Origin of the sequence: Acinetobacter sp. UNC436CL71CviS28 (assembly GCF_000620525.1) — a bacterium.
Lineage (GTDB): Bacteria > Pseudomonadota > Gammaproteobacteria > Pseudomonadales > Moraxellaceae > Acinetobacter > Acinetobacter radioresistens.
Genome location: NZ_KK211147.1, coordinates 32472 through 50693 on the forward strand (window position 1 = coordinate 32472; position 18222 = coordinate 50693).

Sequence of the window (18222 nt, forward strand, 5' to 3'; positions counted from 1 at the left end):
AAAAGGCAGAGAAAAATGGCAAGTCCGCAATTAAACAATAAAATCGTCTGGATCACTGGCGCATCTTCAGGTCTAGGTAAGGCGCTGGCACAAGAATGTGCAGCGTTAGGAGCAAAGCTGGTCCTGAGCGCGCGCCGTTATGATGAGCTGGAAAAAGTTCGTCTGGCTTTGCCAAATGCGCAAGAGCATCTGGTTGTTCCTATGGATATAACAGATGAAAGTCAGGTACGTCATGCTTATGATCAGGTATTGGCTGCTAAAGGCCGCATTGACTGGCTCATCAATAATGCAGGCCTCAGCCAGCGCGCCTTGATTCAGGATACTACCATGCAGACCGAACGTGCCATCATGGAAGTCGATTATTTCTCACAGGTATTTCTGACCAAAACAGTCTTGCCCACTTTTATCCAGCAGAAGTCTGGACAGATTGTCTTTGTCTCAAGTGTAGCAGGACTACTGGGTACTCAGTATCGCGCGTCCTATTCGGCGGCCAAGGGAGCAATCCATATGTGGGCCAATAGTCTGCGTGCTGAAGTTGCTCAGGAGGGTATAGGCGTTTCTGTAATTTTCCCCGGTTTTGTGAAAACCAATGTGTCATTTAATGCCTTAAATGGAGAGGGCAAGCCACAAGGTCATCAGGATGAAGCAATAGAAAATGGTCTGGAACCACAACAGTTTGCCAAAATTACGGTTGAGGCCTTACTGGCTGGGGAAGAATATATTGTCGTAGGAGGCCATAAGGAAAAGCTGGGTGTACTGGTATCTCGCCTATCACCCAAGCTGCTATATAAAATGATCCGTAAAATGAAAGTAAAGTGACCTGTGCTTCTTTTTTGGAGGGCTGGGGGAGAACTGCAAATCCTGTTCAGTCCCCCTACTAAAAATGACTTATGTGGTTTTAATTGCTGTGCCGTAGGCAAATACTTCAACCATGCCACCCTGCATTCCGAGTTCAGTGGTACTCAGGCGTAAACCCATGATATGGGTTGCTCCTGTACGCTGAGCTTCTTGCTTTAAACGTATAATTGCCTCACGCCGAGCTCTTTCTACAATACTTTCATAAGCAGTGAGCCGGCCACCAAAAAAATTCTGAATATTGGCAATCACATATTTAAAATAGTCGTGTGAGATGACTACATTGCTCGAGACGAGCTGTCCGGTATTCAAGGTGGTATGAAAGCGCTGATTATCAACAGTAATATGTGCCAGCATATTTTCTTTTTCTTCTAGTTCACGCAGATGTTTGTATTCGACATGGCGCCCAAATGCCCAGCCAACCACGAACAGCACTATAAAAATTCCGATCTTAAAAATCAAAGCGTCCATAACCCGGCATCCTGTGAGATTTTATGAAGAGAACGGATCTGGAATTGAAGGTGCAACTGGAGTTACGGTGACTGCAGTCCCATATACGAACAGTTCAGAAGCACCTTGTGCTATATTTGAGGTAGAAAAACGAATCCCGACAATTGCATTGGCATCCAGATTTTGGGCTTTTTCAATCATGCGGTTCATGGCTTCCTGACGGGATTCTTCTAATAATTCGGTATAACCTTTAAGTTCTCCGCCTACAATATTTTTCAGACCAGCCATAAAGTCACGTCCGACATGCTTAGAACGGAACGTACTGCCATAGACCACATCAATTTGCCTGGTAATGTGGTGACCCGGAACAGATTCTAGATTGCTTAATAACATCTTATTTTCCTTTTGTTCATAATTGAAGATAGAAAATTTGAACTTGAAAAGCAATAAAAAAGCCCACTGAAGTGGGCTCCCTTATAAATTATGCTTACTGTACAGCTTTCGCTTCTCGGTTTGCTTTTTGTTCAGCAGTTGAAGCCGGGCGAGCAATCAAATCGGAACTAGTGGTTTTAACCCCACCACCTAAAGATTTATACAGTTCTACCTGATTATTCAGATTGGCCTGTTCAAGGAGCAACAAGCCTTGCTCGGCTGCATATGAAGCACGCTGTGCATCAAGTACAGTCAGATAGCTGTCAATACCGGCACGGAAGCGTGCATTTGCCAGACGATATGAAGTATTGGTGGCTTCTACCAGACGACGCTGTGCAGCAACACGGTCACCAATATTTTTACGAACAGCCAGTGCATCATTAACTTCACGGAATGCAGCCTGAATTGAACGCTCATAATCTGACAAGGCAATCTGCTGATCTGTTTCAGAAATAGCAATATTGGCACGACGCGTACCCCAGTCGAAGATTGGAATATCCAGACTTGGGCCAAGCGACCAGACAAATGCACCTGATTTGAACAGGTCACTCAGGTCAGTTGAGGCATAGCCAGCCGAACCAGTCAGACTGATCGTCGGGAACAGGCGTGCGCGTGCAGCCCCAATATTGGCTCCGGCGGCACTCAGCTGATATTCAGCAGTACGGATGTCCGGACGGTTAACCAGCAGGTCACTTGGCAGACCGGTCGAAAGGACATTTTGGTTCGTTACACGGCTAATACGCTTCGGTGGCAACAGGTTGTCAGGAACCTGTTCACCCACCAGTAAATTGAGCAGGTTACGGGCCTGCGCAATTTGCGTGCGATAATTCGCTACGTCATTGCGAGCAGTCTCAACAGAAATCTGTGCCTGACGTACGGGTAATTCAGAATCAATCCCGACATCAAAACGTTTCCGGTTCAGATTGTAGGATTCAAGCTGGGCAGCCAGTGTACGTTCAGCCAGGTCCAGATTGGCACTGGCAAATGAATAGTTGAGCCAGGCTTGGGATACCTGACTGATCAGGCTGATCTGGGTAGAGTCACGAGCAGTCTGCGTAGCCAGGAAGGTGTCTAGTGCTGCATCACGCAAGCTACGGACACGACCCCAAAAATCCAGCTCATAAGCTGTTACACCCAGCCCTACATTGTATGAAGTAGTCGGACCACGGCCCTGACTGTTCAGGTTGTCCTGGCGTAGTACACTACCACTGGCACCAATGGTAGGGAGCTGGTTATTTTCAGAGATCTGGAACTGCTGCTGGGCTCGCTGAATGTTCAGGGTCGCCGTACGCAGGTCACGGTTATTGGTCAAGGCCAGATCAATCACCGATTTCAGGCGATCATCTGAGAAAAAGTCTTTATAGCCCTGTGCCGCAATCGAGGTTCCACTATCTGCTTCAATATAATTGTTGGGAATATTGGCATTAGCGACTGGCTCTGGACCGCGCATGCTCTGACATGCAGTCAGGGCAAGCGCTAGAACAGACAAAGCAAAACCGCGACCTGTTAAAGTCCAGAAATTTTGCATCACGATATTTGCTCCTGATTATTTCTGTTTTTTGGTTTCTGTTTAAAAATGCTACGGATCCATACATAGAATACTGGAATAAAGAAGATACCCAGTAATGTTGAGCTGATGACGCCACCCAATACACCGTAACCTACCGAGTGCTGGCTGCCTGCACCGGCACCTGAAGACAGGGCAAGCGGCAGTACACCAAAACCAAATGCTAATGTGGTCATGATAATTGGACGCAAACGCATTCTTGCGGCATGCAGCGTAGCTTCTAACAGTTCTTCACCTTCTTCTTGCAGGTCTTTTGCAAATTCGACAATCAGAATAGCGTTTTTCGCAGCCAGACCAATTACCGCAATAATTGCAACTTTAAAGTAGATGTTATTCGAGAGGTTAGGATCTTTCGAAATCATCATACCTAAGAACGTCAGTACCACGGCACCCACAATACCCAATGGAATAACCATGAGTACCGAGAATGGAATAGACCAGCTCTCGTAAAGTGCTGCAAGACACAGGAATACGATCAGGATCGAAAGGGCAAGCAATGCAGCAGTTTGCGAGCCAGCTTCATTTTCTTCAAGTGATAAACCGCTCCATTCATAATCATATCCCTGCATACCCATACTTGGCAGCTTGGCCATGATTTCCTGCATTGCCAGCATGGCATCACCAGAACTCACACCCGGGGCAGGTGTACCCTGAATATTAACCGATGAGATACCGTTATAACGTTCAAGACGAGGTGAACCATAAGTCCATTCACCAGTTGCGAAGGCTGAGAATGGGACCATCTGGCCCTGGTTATTACGCACATACCACTTGTCCAGATCTTCAGGCATCATCCGGGTGTCTGCCTGACCCTGTACATAGACACGTTTTACACGGCCACGATCTACGAAGTCATTAATATAAGACCCGCCCCACGCAATACTCATAGTACTGTTGATATCAGCAATACTTACTCCCATTGCACCGGCCTGAGCCTGGTCAATCGAAATTTTATATTGTGGCGTATCTTCCTGACCATTTGGACGCACACCCATCAGGCGTGGGTCTTGGGCAGCCATACCCAAAATTGCATTACGAGCGGCCATCAATTTTTCATGGCCATTACCACCTGCATCTTTCAGCATGAAGCTAAAGCCCGCAGTCACACCCAGTTCAGGCATGGCAGGTAATTGTAAAGGCATAACATAGCTGGCATCTTTAGCAATAACGTTCAGTGCCATACCACGCTGGATAATTGCACCAATCTGTGCTTCAGGGGTAGTACGTTCACTCCAGTCTTTTAATCTGATAAATGCCAGACCCGCATTTTGTCCTACACCGGTGAACGAGAAGCCTGCGACACTAAATACAGACTGGACATATTCCTTTTCATTCTCAAGGAAGAAGCCGGTCATGGTGTCAACCACCTGTTCAGTACGGCTTAGTGATGCATTAGGTGGAAGCTGTACCAGCGTCATGACTACGCCTTGGTCTTCATCTGGAAGGAATGAAGAAGGCAGTTTCTGGAACAGCAGCACCAGTATGCCAATCACCACAACATAAAACACACCAGAAATAATACGGTGATGCAGGAGTTTGCTTACACCATTTTGATAACGGTGAGACATCCGATCAAACTTATGGTTAAACCAGCGGAAGAAGCGGGCAAAAACATTATTGCTTGGTGCTTTATTTGGATCATGCTGTTTGAGCAGGGTCGCACAGAGCGCCGGCGTAAAGGTAAGCGCTACAATCAATGACAGGATCATCGCAGTAACCAGCGTAATCGAGAACTGCCGATAGATGACCCCGGTAGTGCCCCCAAAGAACGCCATGGGTACGAATACTGCGGTTAGCACTGATGTAATACCAATCAGGGCACCAGAAATCTGTTTCATTGACAGTTCTGTGGCAGTAACCGGATCAAGATGCTCCTCTGCCATGACACGTTCGACGTTTTCCACCACAACAATCGCATCATCTACAAGCAGACCGATTGCCAGTACCATGGCGAACATGGTGAGGGTATTAATCGAGAAACCAAAAACATTAATTACAGCAAAAGTACCTAGAACAACAACCGGAACAGCAAGTGTTGGAATAATGGTGGCGCGCCAGTTCTGCAAGAACAAGAACATCACGATAAAGACCAGAATGACTGCTTCAACCAGTGTATGAACCACACTTTCAATTGAAAGTTTGATAAACGGAGTAGTATCAAATGCCAGCACGTCTACCATCCCTTGAGGATAGCTGGTACGTAACTCTTTTAAGCGTGCCTCGACTGCTTCAGCAGTGTCGAGTGCGTTGGCGCCTGTCGCAAGTTTGATGGCTACACCGGCCGCTGGTTTATTATTATATTTTGAAATAAAACCGTAATCTGCGCTGCCCAGTTCCACCTTGGCGACATCACCAATACGGACTTGTGCGCCACTTGCAGTATTTTTCAAAAATACATTGCTAAATTCTTCAGGAGTCTGCAACAGGCTTTGTGCAGTAACTGTAGCATTTAGCACCTGATCTTTAGTCAGTGGCGCACCGCCTAACTGACCCACTGCCACCTGAGCATTCTGGCTACGGATTGCATTAGCTACATCACTTGGAGTCAGCTGAAAACTGCTTAGTTTAGCAGGATCGAGCCAGATACGCATGGCATAAGAGCCACCAAATACCTGTACCTCACCCACACCTGCAACACGTGATAAAGGTTCAGAAATATTTGAGTTAACGTAGTCTTTAATATCAGCATCTGACAGAGAATCATCAGGTGAATAAAATGCAATGACCTGCAAGAAGCTGGCACCAGATTTGGTTACCCGCACGCCTTGGCGCTGTACATCTTCAGGAAGCAGAGCCGTTGCAGACTGCAGTTTGTTTTGAACCTGAACTTGTGCAATGTCCGGATCAATACCTTGTTCAAAATTCAGCTGGATAGACGCTTGACCATTCCCAGCACTATTTGAGGAAATGTAGCGTAACCCGTCCAGACCGTTCATCTGCTGTTCAATAATCTGGGTCACTGTATTTTCAACAGTTTCAGCAGAAGCGCCCGGGTAAGTCGCCGCAATCGTCACGGTCGGTGGAGCAATCGTTGGATACTGTGCAATCGGCATTTTGGTGAGAGTAAGTACCCCCGCCAGCATGATCACCAGTGCAATCACCCATGCAAATATGGGGCGATGAATAAAAAATTGAGCCATTCAGTCTACCCCTTATGTATTTGAAGTAGCATTTTGTTCAGCTTGTGGTTTGGCCTGTTGAGCTGGTTTTGCGTTATTGCTTCCCTGGGCCGCCGCCTGAGGCTGTAGAGGTTTAGGGTTCACTTTTTGGCCTTCTTTAACTTTGGCAATGCCTTCTACAATGACACGTTCACCTGCCTGAATACCGCTAGTCACAATCCAGTCTTTACCTTGCACACCGGCAGTTTGTACCGGACGGCTTTCTGCAAGGCCTTTAGCATTTACGATCATGGCAACCGCCTGTCCTGTCGGAAGACGGGTAATTGCAGCCTGTGGAATCAGCATTGCATTTGGAATCACTGCCTGTACGATTTTTGCAGTCGCATACATACCCGGTAACAGCAAGTGATTTGGGTTAGAGAATACTGCACGTAGAGTCACTGTACCGGTTTCCGGATCAACACTGGCGCCAGAAAATGCAAGATTCCCTTCAATCGGATACTCGCTTCCATCTTCAAGGCGCAGTTTAACTTTAGTGTTGTTACTGCTGCTCAGGTTACCCTGGTTCAGCTGTTGACGCAGACGCAGCAGTTCAGCACTTGACTGGTTAATATCGACATAAATGGGATCAAGCTGCTGAATGGTAACTAAAGGTTCAGTCTGGCTGGCCGTTACCAGTGCGCCTGCTGTAACTGAAGAGCGGCTAGATTGACCTGAAATTGGAGCCCGTACAGTAGAGTAGCCCAGATTAATCTCTGCATTACGCAGTTCTGCCTGAGAGGCGTTAACATCAGCTTGTGCCAGTTTTACCTGAGCTACAATATCATCATATTCCTGTCTTGAAATCGCATTGGTACCTACCAGCTGACGATAACGGCCTTCTTTTACACGCAGAACATTCAGGTTTGCCTGCTGGCGGTTCAATGTAGCACGAGCACTGGCTACATTTTCGCGGTTGGTACGCGAGTCAATTTCATATAAAGCCTGTCCCTGACGGACATAGCTTCCTTCAGTAAACAGACGTTTCTGGATTACACCGCTTGCCTGTGGCCGTACTTCAGAAATCTGATAGGGTGAGGTACGTCCAGAGAGTTCAACAGACTGTTCTACACTTCGTGGCTGAGCAACCAGGACACCTACTTCAGGTGGTGGCATTTGTTGAGCAGCCGCGCCTGTTTGTGCATCCTTTGGATCTTTGCTACAACCCACAAGTGCGATACTTGTTGCTAAAGCACAAGCGGTAAGGGCCGGTGCCCAAAGCTTTGCCGATGTCATTGTTCCACCTCATTTAGATTTTTATCTAAAAATAAATTATTTTTGCCTGACTGATTATGACGAAACCATAGCCAAAGCAGAGAGATCCAAATAAAACCAATACTCCAACCCGTTAAAACATCGGTTGGGTAATGAACCCCGAGATAAACCCGTGAAATTCCCATAATGATCCACCAGCTATTCGCAGCAAGGGAAATCCAAACATAATAACGATGCTTGCGAAGTAGGAAGAGCAACAGACAAGCAAGGCTTGCTGCATATACACTATGGGCACTTGGAAATGAGGCGCCGTAGCTCTGAACCAGGTGATATATTTCTAAGGGTCGGGGCCTTGCAATCCACCATTTCAATAACCAGACCAGCGTGCCGCTGCCGAACATTCCGAAACTAATAAAAATAACGGTTTTATATTTTTTATACCATGCCAGTCTTGAGCACCAAAGCAGTACAACAAATCCTATGACAACTGAACCACCTATTTTAGATAAGAACATTGCAACAATATTAAGGGATTCTGTTCGGTGCTGGCTGAACCACTTTACTTGTGCCACATCCCATCCCTGAAGCGCAGGGATGTAAGATACCAGTCCGCTAAGGACAAGCATAAGGCAAGCAATAAGCAAGAACAGGTAGGGCATGCAGCAACCTTGTATTCTAACTGATCAGTTAGGAGCCATAAATTGAAGCAAAGTGTACTGACTGGTACACTTTTTTTCAAGTCTCTAGAATTATCTTATTTTTAACTGAGCAGTTAGAAGCAATATCACATAAACGCAACAAAATTAAGTTATTTTTCTGGTTTAGACAGCGAGTTATCTACAGAATTTGCTGCTTCTTCAATTTTAGGGGGCCAGAAAAAATCACTAGGACGGGTCATAAAATGTGTCAAAACTAACTTTGCCAAAGGTTTCCATTGCTCAAAACGAACCCGTCGTGCGCGTAGAGCTACAATAATGGTGAGACTAAAACTGACAAACAAGTTAGTTAAGCCAATAAGCAGGACGCCCATAAAAGAAACAATGATGAGGCCAAGATCTGGCCCGCCATTAATATTCATCAGACCCTGAATAAAATTGGCCGATGCAAAGGCAATATGCCGGATATCTAGGGGTAATCCTAAAATAAAACCCAGTGTTCCCATACTGCCCAGCATAATCCCAAATAGAAAGTTACCGGCAAGTGCTCCTAGATTACGTTCAATATAGGCAGAAAAACGGTCTAGGCGGTCTTGTCCCATCAGATTTTTTAATTGGGGATGCGCTTTCAGGCGTGGTCCTACTTTACGGTAAACTGCCATATTGTCGAAATAGCCGGCAATCAGTCCCGAGAGGAACAGGCAAACACCGGCAATTGCTGCATGGGGCAGAGCAAGGGAAGTAAAGGGATTCAAGTCATGCAAAAGCTTGGTAGCTTTCATATGGGTCATTAGAGGTTCTTGCATCCCGGCTTCCCATAGCAGGGTAATCAGCGCTGCGGTTGGTATGGCTATCGAGATATTACCCAAGATTGCAATAAACTGAGTCCGGATAATATTAATAATCAGGGCTGCCAGTTCTGCAATTTGTGCGGTGCGAGAGCCTTTCTTATGCTGTACCGTGGCAGCGAGCGCTGCTGCGGTCATAGCTGGCTGTTTGGTCGCTACTGTAAAATGCAAGACATGAATCAGTACGAAGCCTAAAGAGTAATTCATGCTGAACATAAAGGCCTGCATGAGCGGAGCCATGGCCAGACGCGCCATCAGGATTTTAAGGGTTGCCATTGTGGCAATAATTACCCCGGCCCCTGCTGCGGCCTTATACATTGAAAAAAAGCCCTTTTTATCGGTACTTACATAATGTTCACCGGTCCGGCTGGCATTTTCAGTTACCTGTAAGGCAATCAGCTCACTGGTAGTGGTCAATAAAGCCCGTACACTTTTTTCACTATAATGTGCCTTGACCAGCTCACTCAGCAGCTGGCTGAGTGCATCATAAGTATAAATATCTTCTACAGTGACGATATGCAGCAGCAATTCAATCCGGTCCAGACATTGCTCAAGCAGTGAAAGCAGATAGGCGAGGCTTAAACTTACCCCAATACGCTTGGTAGACCGGCGAATCTTGAACACGACATCCCGGCACTGTTCAAACATCACAAATGCCTGTGATGCATCTGGTGGCTCCATCACGGCAAACTGGTCCAGATTTTGAAGCAGCTTTTTATAGCGGACAATAAATTCCACGACTTCCCGATTCTGGACCAGAAAGGGGGATTCGTATTCGGTCAGTTCAGGATAGGCATTAATAAACTCCGGATAGAGTCCAATACCACTAATCCGGTAAGATAAAACGGTAATCGCGCGGATCATTTCATCACGGACTGACTGCTTCTCTGCCATATTGCCATTACTGCGGCTAATCAAGCTAAAGAACAGCTGCCAGTCCTGGCTATCAATATTTTCTAGCCAGTATTTGTCGGTACGCTGATGAAAGACACGGTGCAGCAGATCGGTCAGCTGGGTTTCATCATTGATCAGCGGCAAAAAGTGTGCACCTAAACGCTGGGTAAACTGATTCCAGAAGCCATCTAACGATAAAATGCCGCTGTCAGCATAAAGTGCGGTTTGCCGGTAATGATTAATAATACGTAGAACAAAAGTTTGAAATGTACAGGCAGCAGCCGGTGTAATTAAAAGCGACTGAATAAATGCCTGAAATTTTCTTTCAATTTCTTCGGTATTTTTGGTATCAGCGGGGCGTAGGCGGTTAACCAGCTCAATAAGAATATTTTCATCTAATACAGCTTGAGGTTGCTCAAGCTGCTGGTGCATTCTGAGAAAAAGATCTTGAAAGTTTAAATGCATAAAATTTTTAATAATATTATTGGATTCGGTCTAAAGCTAAGCGGGTCAAGTTAACCAGCGCCTGCCGGTAAGTACTCTCAGGTAATATTTCTAGTGCCTGTAATGCTCGCTCGGTTTCTTCAGTAGCACGCTTATGGCAATAATCCAGCGCTCCCGAATTTTGTACAATCGCAATAACTTGTTCAAGCTGTGAAGTACCGCCAGTGGCAATGCTGCGACGGATCAGGTCGCGCTGTTCACCTTGAGTATTTTGCATTGCTGCAATCAGCGGCAGGGTGGGTTTGCCTTCCATCAAGTCATCGCCAATATTTTTGCCGAGCGTATCAGCATCTGAAGTGTAATCCAGAATATCATCAATAATCTGAAAAGCATTGCCAAAGTGTCCGGCAAAACGACGTAAAGGTTCACGGTATTCAGGTTTGCCTGCCAGTATTGCAGCGCCTTCGGTCGCCAGTTCGAACAACCGTGAGGTTTTACCGTGAATAATCTGTAAATAAATATCTTCTGTTGTATCTGGCTGATGCTGTGCCTGCAACTGCAATACTTCACCCTCAGCAATCTCACAGGTTCCTGTAGAGAAGTCCTTTAACAGGATCATATTGTCCAGATCAACCAGCAGATCAAATGCCCGGGCAATCAGAAAATCCCCCACCAGTACCGCAGTCTGGTTATTCCATGTCGCATTTGCTGTTGGTCTGCCACGGCGTAAGCCAGACTCATCTACCACATCATCATGTACCAGAGTCGCCGTATGCAGCATTTCAATAATGGCCGCCAGCTTCTGTGCATGCTTTAAATTGGTTTCACCACAGGCATAAGCGGCCAGCAAGCACATAATCGGACGCATGCGCTTTCCACCTGCTTCAACGACATGCTTGCTGACTGACATGACCAGTGCGACCTTGGAGCTGATTCCTTCATTAATAAACTGGTCCATCGCTGCAAAATCTTGAGCAACAGGAGCGAGAATATCTTGCTTGAAATCGATGGCCATATGAAGAAGAACCTCTTGCGAAAGTAATCGGATGCACAGTTAAACAGTGAGACGTCTAAACACCGTAACCAGCTTTTAGATAGCTGATACTTAAAAAATTAAAGCTATTGTATCCTAAAGCAGCCAGGAAGGTAGCCAAAATTCTAGGGCTTAAACCAGACGGGAGCCTTTAGTTTAAGGTCCGCTGCCTTTGAGTATATTCTTCTAAAGAACTGCTGCCATGATGCTGTTGCGCCAGACAAGATACAGCGTGGCCTTAAAAATGCAAAGAAAAATCACTGAAAATACCGGTAAGGGAAAAAGAATAGTGTGTATACAAATGTCGTCTGAATATTTTGGGTAAATTACTTGTTGTTTGATCGGTTTTCACTTAAAATCTTTGGCCTTGTATAACCCCAGTGGCGCTCGTCTTAAGATCGGTATATCCCTTTGCCGGCACGACGACACGGGCATGATTGGAGTACATCATGTACGCAGTAATCCAAAGCGGTGGTAAACAGCACCGTGTAGTTGAGGGTGAAACCCTTAAAGTTGAATTGTTGAAAGCTGAAACTGGCTCAACTATTACGTTTGATGACGTACTAATGGTTGTGAACGGCGAAAGCATTCAAATCGGTGCTCCAGTAGTCGCTGGCGCTAAAGTAACTGCAGAAGTAGTTGGCCATGGTCGTCACGACAAAATCCGCATCATCAAAATGCGTCGTCGTAAACATTACCGTAAACAACAAGGTCACCGTCAATGGTTTACCGAGTTGAAAATTACTGGTATTTCAGGCTAATTACGAGGAGTAAGAGACATGGCTCACAAAAAAGCCGGTGGTTCGACACGTAACGGTCGTGATTCAAACCCAAAAATGTTAGGTGTTAAAATTTATGGTGGTCAAACTGTGACTGCTGGTAACATCATCGTTCGTCAACGTGGTACAGAATTCCACGCTGGTGCAAATGTAGGTATGGGCCGTGACCATACTTTATTTGCTACTGCTGATGGCGTAGTAAAATTCGAAGTGAAAGGTCAATTTGGCCGTCGCTACGTAACAGTTGAAGCTGTATAAGTTTAAACTGTTTGAGAAAAGCCCACTATAAATGTGGGCTTTTTTTATATCTAAAGTTATAGAAAAAATCTTCATCATGATGGATAAATTTCAACAAACTGCATGAAGAACATAACAAAATATCTTATATTCTCAATGATTAGGGCAGAGTTTGTCAGTTAAGATGAAACTCAAATAAATGAGATCAGGCAAATATAAAGGTGATTATATGAATATGCTTCGTAAAACCATATGTGCTATGACAGTGGGTGCAGCCACCTTGGCGCCAGTAATCAGTACCTCTGTTATCGCTGCGCCTGTGGCGGCATCGGAGCAGCAGGCAACTGCAAATCTGGTTCAGCAGCTCAAAGGTATACAAAGTCTGAGCGCCAATTTTGAACAGACCACTAAAGTTAGTGGCAATGCGCCTAAAAAGCAGAAAGGCCTGACAGCTCAACATATGAACCAAACCTTTAAAGGTACAATGAAAGTTGAGCGTCCTGGAAAATTTTTCTGGGAAACCAGCAGCCCGTCTAAACAGACAATTGTTACTACCGGTAAAACAGTCTGGATTTATGACCCCGATCTTCAGCAGGCAGTCCGTCAGTCTTTAGATGAACAGGTCTCAAATACACCAGCGTTACTGCTCTCTGGTAATACCAGCCAAATTATGCAGTCTTATCGGGTAACGCAACCAAATAAAGCCAAAACCTATTACACCCTTTATCCAAAGAATAATGAAGGGGCTTTTCAGAGCCTGACTATTAGCTTTGGTACCAACAAAGCTCCAAGCCTGATGATTTTAGAAGATTCACTTGGCCAGACCACCTATGTAAAATTTAGCAATGTAAAAGTTAATGCTTCTATTCCGGCCTCTACCTTTAATTTCACTCCACCAAAAGGCACCGATATTATTGACCAGTAAATAAATTCTTTTAAATTTAAAAAGCTGCCTTGTGGCAGCTTTTTCATTACAATTTCTCTTATATATCCGCTATAGAAAGGAAGGGCACTATAGTTGAAATTGTGGGCTTATTATGCGAATCATCCGAACAACTTCCTGTGCTGTCTGTATTTTTTGCCTTGAAGAGCTTACACTATAGCCAGTTTTTTACCTTATTTATGATTGGCTATGATTGACCCGAAATTACTCAGAAATAATATTGAGGCTGTAAATTTAGCATTGGCAAAACGCGGTGTTCAGCTTGATGTGGAAGAATGGGCAGCTCTGGAAGTGCGCCGTAAGGAAATCCAGCAGAAGACTGAAAATTTGCAGGCAGAACGTAATGCCGGAGCAAAGCAGGTTGGTCAGCTTAAAAAAGCAGGTGAAGACGCATCAGAGATTATGACACGTATGTCAGCAATTGGTGATGAAATCAAAGCTGCTGAACTGGCACTGGCTGAACTGCAAGCCGAGCTTGAAACCAAATCAATGAATATTCCTAATTTGCCAGATGAGTCTGTACCAGCAGGCAAAGATGAAAGTGACAATGTTGAAATTTTAACATGGGGTACTCCACGTCAGTTTGACTTTGAAATCAAGGATCATACAGACCTGGGCGAGTGGATGGGTGGACTGGAGTTTGAAACAGCCACCAAATTAACCGGCTCACGTTTTAGTGTACTTAAAGGTCCTCTGGCGCGGCTGCAACGTGCTTTAACCCAGTTTATGCTCGATACGCACACCCTTAAAAACGGGTATACCGAAGCGTATGTGCCTTATCTGGTAAATGCTGATTCCCTGCGTGGCACAGGCCAGCTACCAAAATTTGAAGAAGACCTATTCAAATTGCAGGGGGAAAAAGAATATTACCTGATCCCGACTGCAGAAGTACCTGTAACGAATTTTGTGCGTGACGAGATTATTGATACTGCTCGCCTTCCATTGAAATATGCAGCGCACACGCCATGTTTTCGTAGTGAAGCCGGTTCTTATGGCCGTGATACCCGAGGCCTGATCCGCCAGCATCAGTTTGATAAAGTGGAAATGGTACAGATCGTTAAGCCTGAAACATCCATGCAGGCACTTGAAGAACTTACTGCCCATGCAGAGAGCATTTTGCAGGCACTGGGTTTACCATATCGTAAAATTTTGCTATGTGGTGGAGATATGGGCTTTGGTGCCACTAAAACCTATGATCTGGAAGTGTGGGTGCCTAGCCAAAATACCTATCGCGAGATTTCCTCTTGTTCTAATATGGGGGATTTTCAGGCTCGTCGTATGAAGGCCCGCTACCGTGTAGACCAGAAAAAAACTGAATTTGTGCATACATTAAATGGTTCAGGTTTGGCTGTTGGACGTACGCTATTGGCTGTGATGGAAAATTACCAACGTGCTGATGGCTCGATTGAAATTCCTGAGGTATTACGTCCATATATGGGCGGACAAGAATTTATTGATTAATTGATCAATTCAAAAAGCTAAATCATCTGATTTAGCTTTTTTTATGAATCAATAAATTCGAATTAATACCTAAGTTATGATGTGCTAATTAGCGTTCTATAATTTTCTTTAAAGTCTCGCTAGGTTTTTCACCAAATACTTCTTTATATTCAATAGAAAAGCGACCTAAATGCGTAACTCCCCATTTGTATGCAATCTCAGTAATATTAATTTTATAGCTTGATTGGGAAATTTCATTATAAATACATTTAAGTCGGTAATGTCGAATATAGGCATTCGGGCTGCATTTTAAATATTTTTTAAAAATTGTATTTAATTTCTTTTTACTTAAACCCGAAGCGTATTCCAGATCTGAAATTTCAATTTTTTGCTGTATATTTTTTTGAATAAACTCTAATAACCGATTAAGAAAATCAGGGTAGTCCAGAGTATTTTTATAAATCAAATCACTGTAATTGTTTGGCTGTGACAATAATAATGATTTGACAATAATATATTCAAAATCTGACCGCATTTCTTGAAAGAAAGAGGCATTGGTAAAATTATGCGTAAAGTTCTTAATGCTATCGATTAAATCCCACCAGGCTTTAATTTTGGGATTGTGACTATCCATTACATTCTCAAAAATAAGAGGTTGTATTACGGGTTGAGAAATTAAATCAGATAAGATTTTTTCAACAAAAGTTTTTGAAAAAGAAATGAAGGTTTGAATACAGTTTTTATCGATGATTAATTCAAATTTATCTTCAGGAGAAACAATTGAAGCCTGATCATGACATGCATAGAAAATAGCACCATCTTTTTTAAACAAGGGGCGCCCATTTTTAGGGCGTGTAATACAAAAATAGTTCATATCCTCTTGGTCATGGGTTTTAAAAATAATATCTTTACCGTAAGTTAAGTCACCAATAATCATACGACCGATCTGTGAACCATGAAAACTAAAATCTAGAGGTTCATATTTATTCGAGTCAACTAAATCATGTGGACCAATAATTAAATCAAGACAGTGCCTGGCATCATGAATATTCTGCGTGTGAGACTGAATTCTAGAAATAGACCTATGTTTCTGACTATACATAATTACCTCTATCCTTAGCTTGCTGATATTTTCTATGCAAAAATCAATCCATAATCTTTGCTTTTGTGTTTTATCTCATTTTAAATAAACTTATTTAAATCAAAATAATATAAAAATACTGATCTGGTAATTCATTAGAGTACAGGTAAGTTATTATTTAAAAGTGATAGGCAAGCCGAAGCATGGGGCTACTTGCTGTTGCTCCCCGTCCTGCTTCCCCTGATTCATTATTACCATACTTGTTTTTCCAGTATTGATAGGCAACCCCAGCTTTCAATTTTGGCTGGTGAACAGATTTGTCTTTCAATAAAGAATACATGACTGACATATCGACAAAAATTTCACTTGCCGTCTTGCCACCGGTTTCATTTTTGCCTTTAGGACTCATCCAAACACCAATTCCCTGATAATTCCAATTACTTTGCATTACTGGAAAATCCCAAAGTACTTGTAAGGCAAGATATGGATCATACGTGTATTTACTGGTTAAAACATTGGCATCATTGCTTTCATAATAGCCCAGTAAACTTAGATTTAAATAACCAGGTACATTTAGGGTGATGCTTGGACCAGCAACATACATTTGACGATTAGAACCATAGTCATCATTTTTGGTATTCCAGTCAAAACCAACAGTGAAGCCATAGCTTTTTAACCAGGCAGAATCTTCGATTTTGTGTTGTGTAATACTTGGAATATCCAAGGTGTGCCGATAAATAACATAAGCTTCTTGAGCTCCATGACCAGATGCTTTATTGGTATTCGGCTCATTGGATGATTGGTGCATATTTAATTGGAAAAAATTGGTCCCATAGGTATAGCCACTTAAGTAAACCAAACTAAATATGTACTTTTTAATATCAATCGCATTACCTTGTGCATCATTTTTAAAAGGTTCAGAAAAGTCTCTTCCATAACTGGCTACTAAAGAGGTATTGCTCCAATTAGCCGCCAATGTAGTTGTCGTAAGAAAGCAGCATAAGACACCTGCACTTAACTCATGTAATAAAAATTTCACAATAAAATCCTCCTTAAAAAAATAAACCGACAGTAAATGTGTCGGTTTAGGGGGTTAACGAATATTATATTTTTCCAGTATGGGTAAAACATGGTCACGGAAGTATGGAAACTCGCGGCTATAATCAAGGAAAGAAAGCGTTGTACCCCTGAAGCCTGCTTTATGTAAGTCAATAATGCCTTGAGCAACGTGTTCTGGGGTCCCTAGCAGAGGAAAACCCCCATGGCCAACACTCATGACCTCACGAATCGATTGTTGAACTTCTTTTGGAAAACTTTGAGCATGCGCGAACATTAGACTCATCAAGTTATCGACAGCTACCACGTCGGCATTGTTGAGTTGACGATCCCATTCAGCCTGGGCTTCTTCTTGCGTTGGACGGCAAATCACGTGTGAAAAGGTCAGGTCATCACATTAACCTTGCGATTCACTTTAAGACCTGTTTGTTTTAATTCTTCAATTTCAGTTTTACTCCGGCCTAAATCAGAGGCTGGCGTAAACAGGAAGTCTGCATTGTTTACTGCAAACTCACGACCATTTTTAGAGCCTGCTGCATTAAAAATTGGAGGGTGGACTAGGAGTTTCGGTTTTCCATAAGTTCCTTTAGTTTTGAAAAACTTACTTTCGAAATCAAATTTTTCTTCACTGGTCCATACTTTTTTAATTAAATCATACCAGTCTTGTGCATACCCATAGCGTGTTTCATGGTCATCGGGTAAATATAATCCTAAAGCTTCATATTCAGGTTTGTTCCATCCGGCGACAATATTTAAACCAATACGACCTTGGCTGATTTCAGATAATTTTGCAATCTGTTTGGCAACAACTACAGGATGGTTAGGTACTGTCTGAATTGTTGCCAAGACAGTAATATCTTTTGTCAAGGCTAGTAAAGCAGCTGCCCACGTCATGGTTTCCAAAATTGTACCCTGGAAATCTGTCTGCCCCCCATAGCCAGTAAAGCGTGCAATCGGTAGCATGAAGTCAATCCCTGCCTCATCCAGCATTTTACCAAGTTCTAAATTCTTCTCCCAACTTGCATTCCAACGATCTTCAAGTGTTGAAACGGTCATGCCACCTGAACAGTTTGAAGCAAATGAACCTAATAAAAACCGGTTATCTTTAAAAAAGTGATGTTGTTTCATTCTAAA

15 protein-coding genes and 1 pseudogene are annotated in these 18222 nt (G+C 43.6%); 5 read left to right on the forward strand and 11 right to left on the reverse strand.

All coding sequences use genetic code 11. The features are described from left to right. The first annotated feature begins 15 nt into the window (after positions 1–15). Complete coding sequence (locus N518_RS0115530; protein ID WP_017400957.1) at positions 16–819, forward strand: SDR family oxidoreductase; 804 nt, start codon at positions 16–18, stop codon at positions 817–819. Positions 820–888: 69 nt separating this feature from the next. On the opposite strand, the gene N518_RS0115535 is transcribed toward N518_RS0115530, so the two are convergent. The 8 genes from N518_RS0115535 to sdsA form a co-directional block, all read right to left on the reverse strand. Continuing rightward, the gene (locus tag N518_RS0115535; protein WP_005015886.1) at positions 889–1326 is read right to left on the reverse strand and encodes a YbjQ family protein; all 438 of its coding nucleotides are present in this window, start codon (positions 1324–1326) and stop codon (positions 889–891) included. Between the two features lie 21 nt (positions 1327–1347). Further along, a complete protein-coding gene (locus N518_RS0115540) occupies positions 1348–1698 on the reverse strand; it encodes a YbjQ family protein (RefSeq protein WP_026444503.1) in 351 nt (116 codons plus the stop codon). A gap of 94 nt (positions 1699–1792) precedes the next feature. Then, entirely contained in the window at positions 1793–3265 is a 1473-nt protein-coding gene (gene adeK, locus N518_RS0115545; protein ID WP_005024931.1) for a multidrug efflux RND transporter AdeIJK outer membrane channel subunit AdeK, read from the reverse strand. Continuing rightward, positions 3265–6444 (reverse strand): efflux RND transporter permease subunit, encoded by a 3180-nt coding sequence (locus tag N518_RS0115550; RefSeq protein WP_005406970.1) that lies wholly within the window; start codon positions 6442–6444, stop codon positions 3265–3267. The genes adeK and N518_RS0115550 overlap by 1 nt, the downstream gene beginning before the upstream one ends. Positions 6445–6456: 12 nt before the next feature. Then, entirely contained in the window at positions 6457–7698 is a 1242-nt protein-coding gene (locus N518_RS0115555; RefSeq protein ID WP_005015877.1) for an efflux RND transporter periplasmic adaptor subunit, read from the reverse strand. Continuing rightward, entirely contained in the window at positions 7695–8336 is a 642-nt protein-coding gene (locus tag N518_RS0115560; protein WP_026444504.1) for a phosphatase PAP2 family protein, read from the reverse strand. The genes N518_RS0115555 and N518_RS0115560 overlap by 4 nt, the downstream gene beginning before the upstream one ends. A 149-nt stretch (positions 8337–8485) precedes the next feature. After that, entirely contained in the window at positions 8486–10540 is a 2055-nt protein-coding gene (locus N518_RS0115565) for a site-specific recombinase (protein WP_026055437.1), read from the reverse strand. A gap of 16 nt (positions 10541–10556) precedes the next feature. Then, positions 10557–11534 (reverse strand): All-trans-nonaprenyl-diphosphate synthase, encoded by a 978-nt coding sequence (gene sdsA, locus N518_RS0115570; RefSeq protein WP_005024945.1) that lies wholly within the window; start codon positions 11532–11534, stop codon positions 10557–10559. A gap of 467 nt (positions 11535–12001) precedes the next feature. Between sdsA and rplU the strand changes: the two genes are divergently transcribed. The 4 genes from rplU to serS all read left to right on the forward strand — a co-directional run bounded on the left by rplU (position 12002) and on the right by serS (position 14972). Next, the gene (gene rplU / locus N518_RS0115575; protein ID WP_005015865.1) at positions 12002–12313 is read left to right on the forward strand and encodes a 50S ribosomal protein L21; all 312 of its coding nucleotides are present in this window, start codon (positions 12002–12004) and stop codon (positions 12311–12313) included. Positions 12314–12331: 18 nt separating this feature from the next. Beyond that, positions 12332–12589: a 50S ribosomal protein L27 gene (gene rpmA, locus N518_RS0115580; RefSeq protein WP_005015863.1), complete on the forward strand. Its 258-nt coding sequence runs from the start codon at positions 12332–12334 to the stop codon at positions 12587–12589. 208 nt (positions 12590–12797) lie between these two features. Then, positions 12798–13493 (forward strand): outer membrane lipoprotein chaperone LolA, encoded by a 696-nt coding sequence (lolA, locus tag N518_RS0115585; RefSeq protein ID WP_005015860.1) that lies wholly within the window; start codon positions 12798–12800, stop codon positions 13491–13493. Between the two features lie 207 nt (positions 13494–13700). Next, the gene (gene serS, locus N518_RS0115590; RefSeq protein WP_005024948.1) at positions 13701–14972 is read left to right on the forward strand and encodes a serine--tRNA ligase; all 1272 of its coding nucleotides are present in this window, start codon (positions 13701–13703) and stop codon (positions 14970–14972) included. An 88-nt stretch (positions 14973–15060) separates the two neighbouring features. On the opposite strand, the gene N518_RS0115595 is transcribed toward serS, so the two are convergent. From N518_RS0115595 to N518_RS16575, 3 genes and pseudogenes are all read right to left on the reverse strand, one after another. After that, entirely contained in the window at positions 15061–16053 is a 993-nt protein-coding gene (locus N518_RS0115595) for an AraC family transcriptional regulator (protein ID WP_005024951.1), read from the reverse strand. A gap of 157 nt (positions 16054–16210) precedes the next feature. Further along, positions 16211–17071: a hypothetical protein gene (locus N518_RS0115600; RefSeq protein WP_005024952.1), complete on the reverse strand. Its 861-nt coding sequence runs from the start codon at positions 17069–17071 to the stop codon at positions 16211–16213. Between the two features lie 54 nt (positions 17072–17125). After that, positions 17126–18216, reverse strand: a pseudogene (locus tag N518_RS16575) (LLM class flavin-dependent oxidoreductase). Positions 18217–18222: the final 6 nt, after the last annotated feature.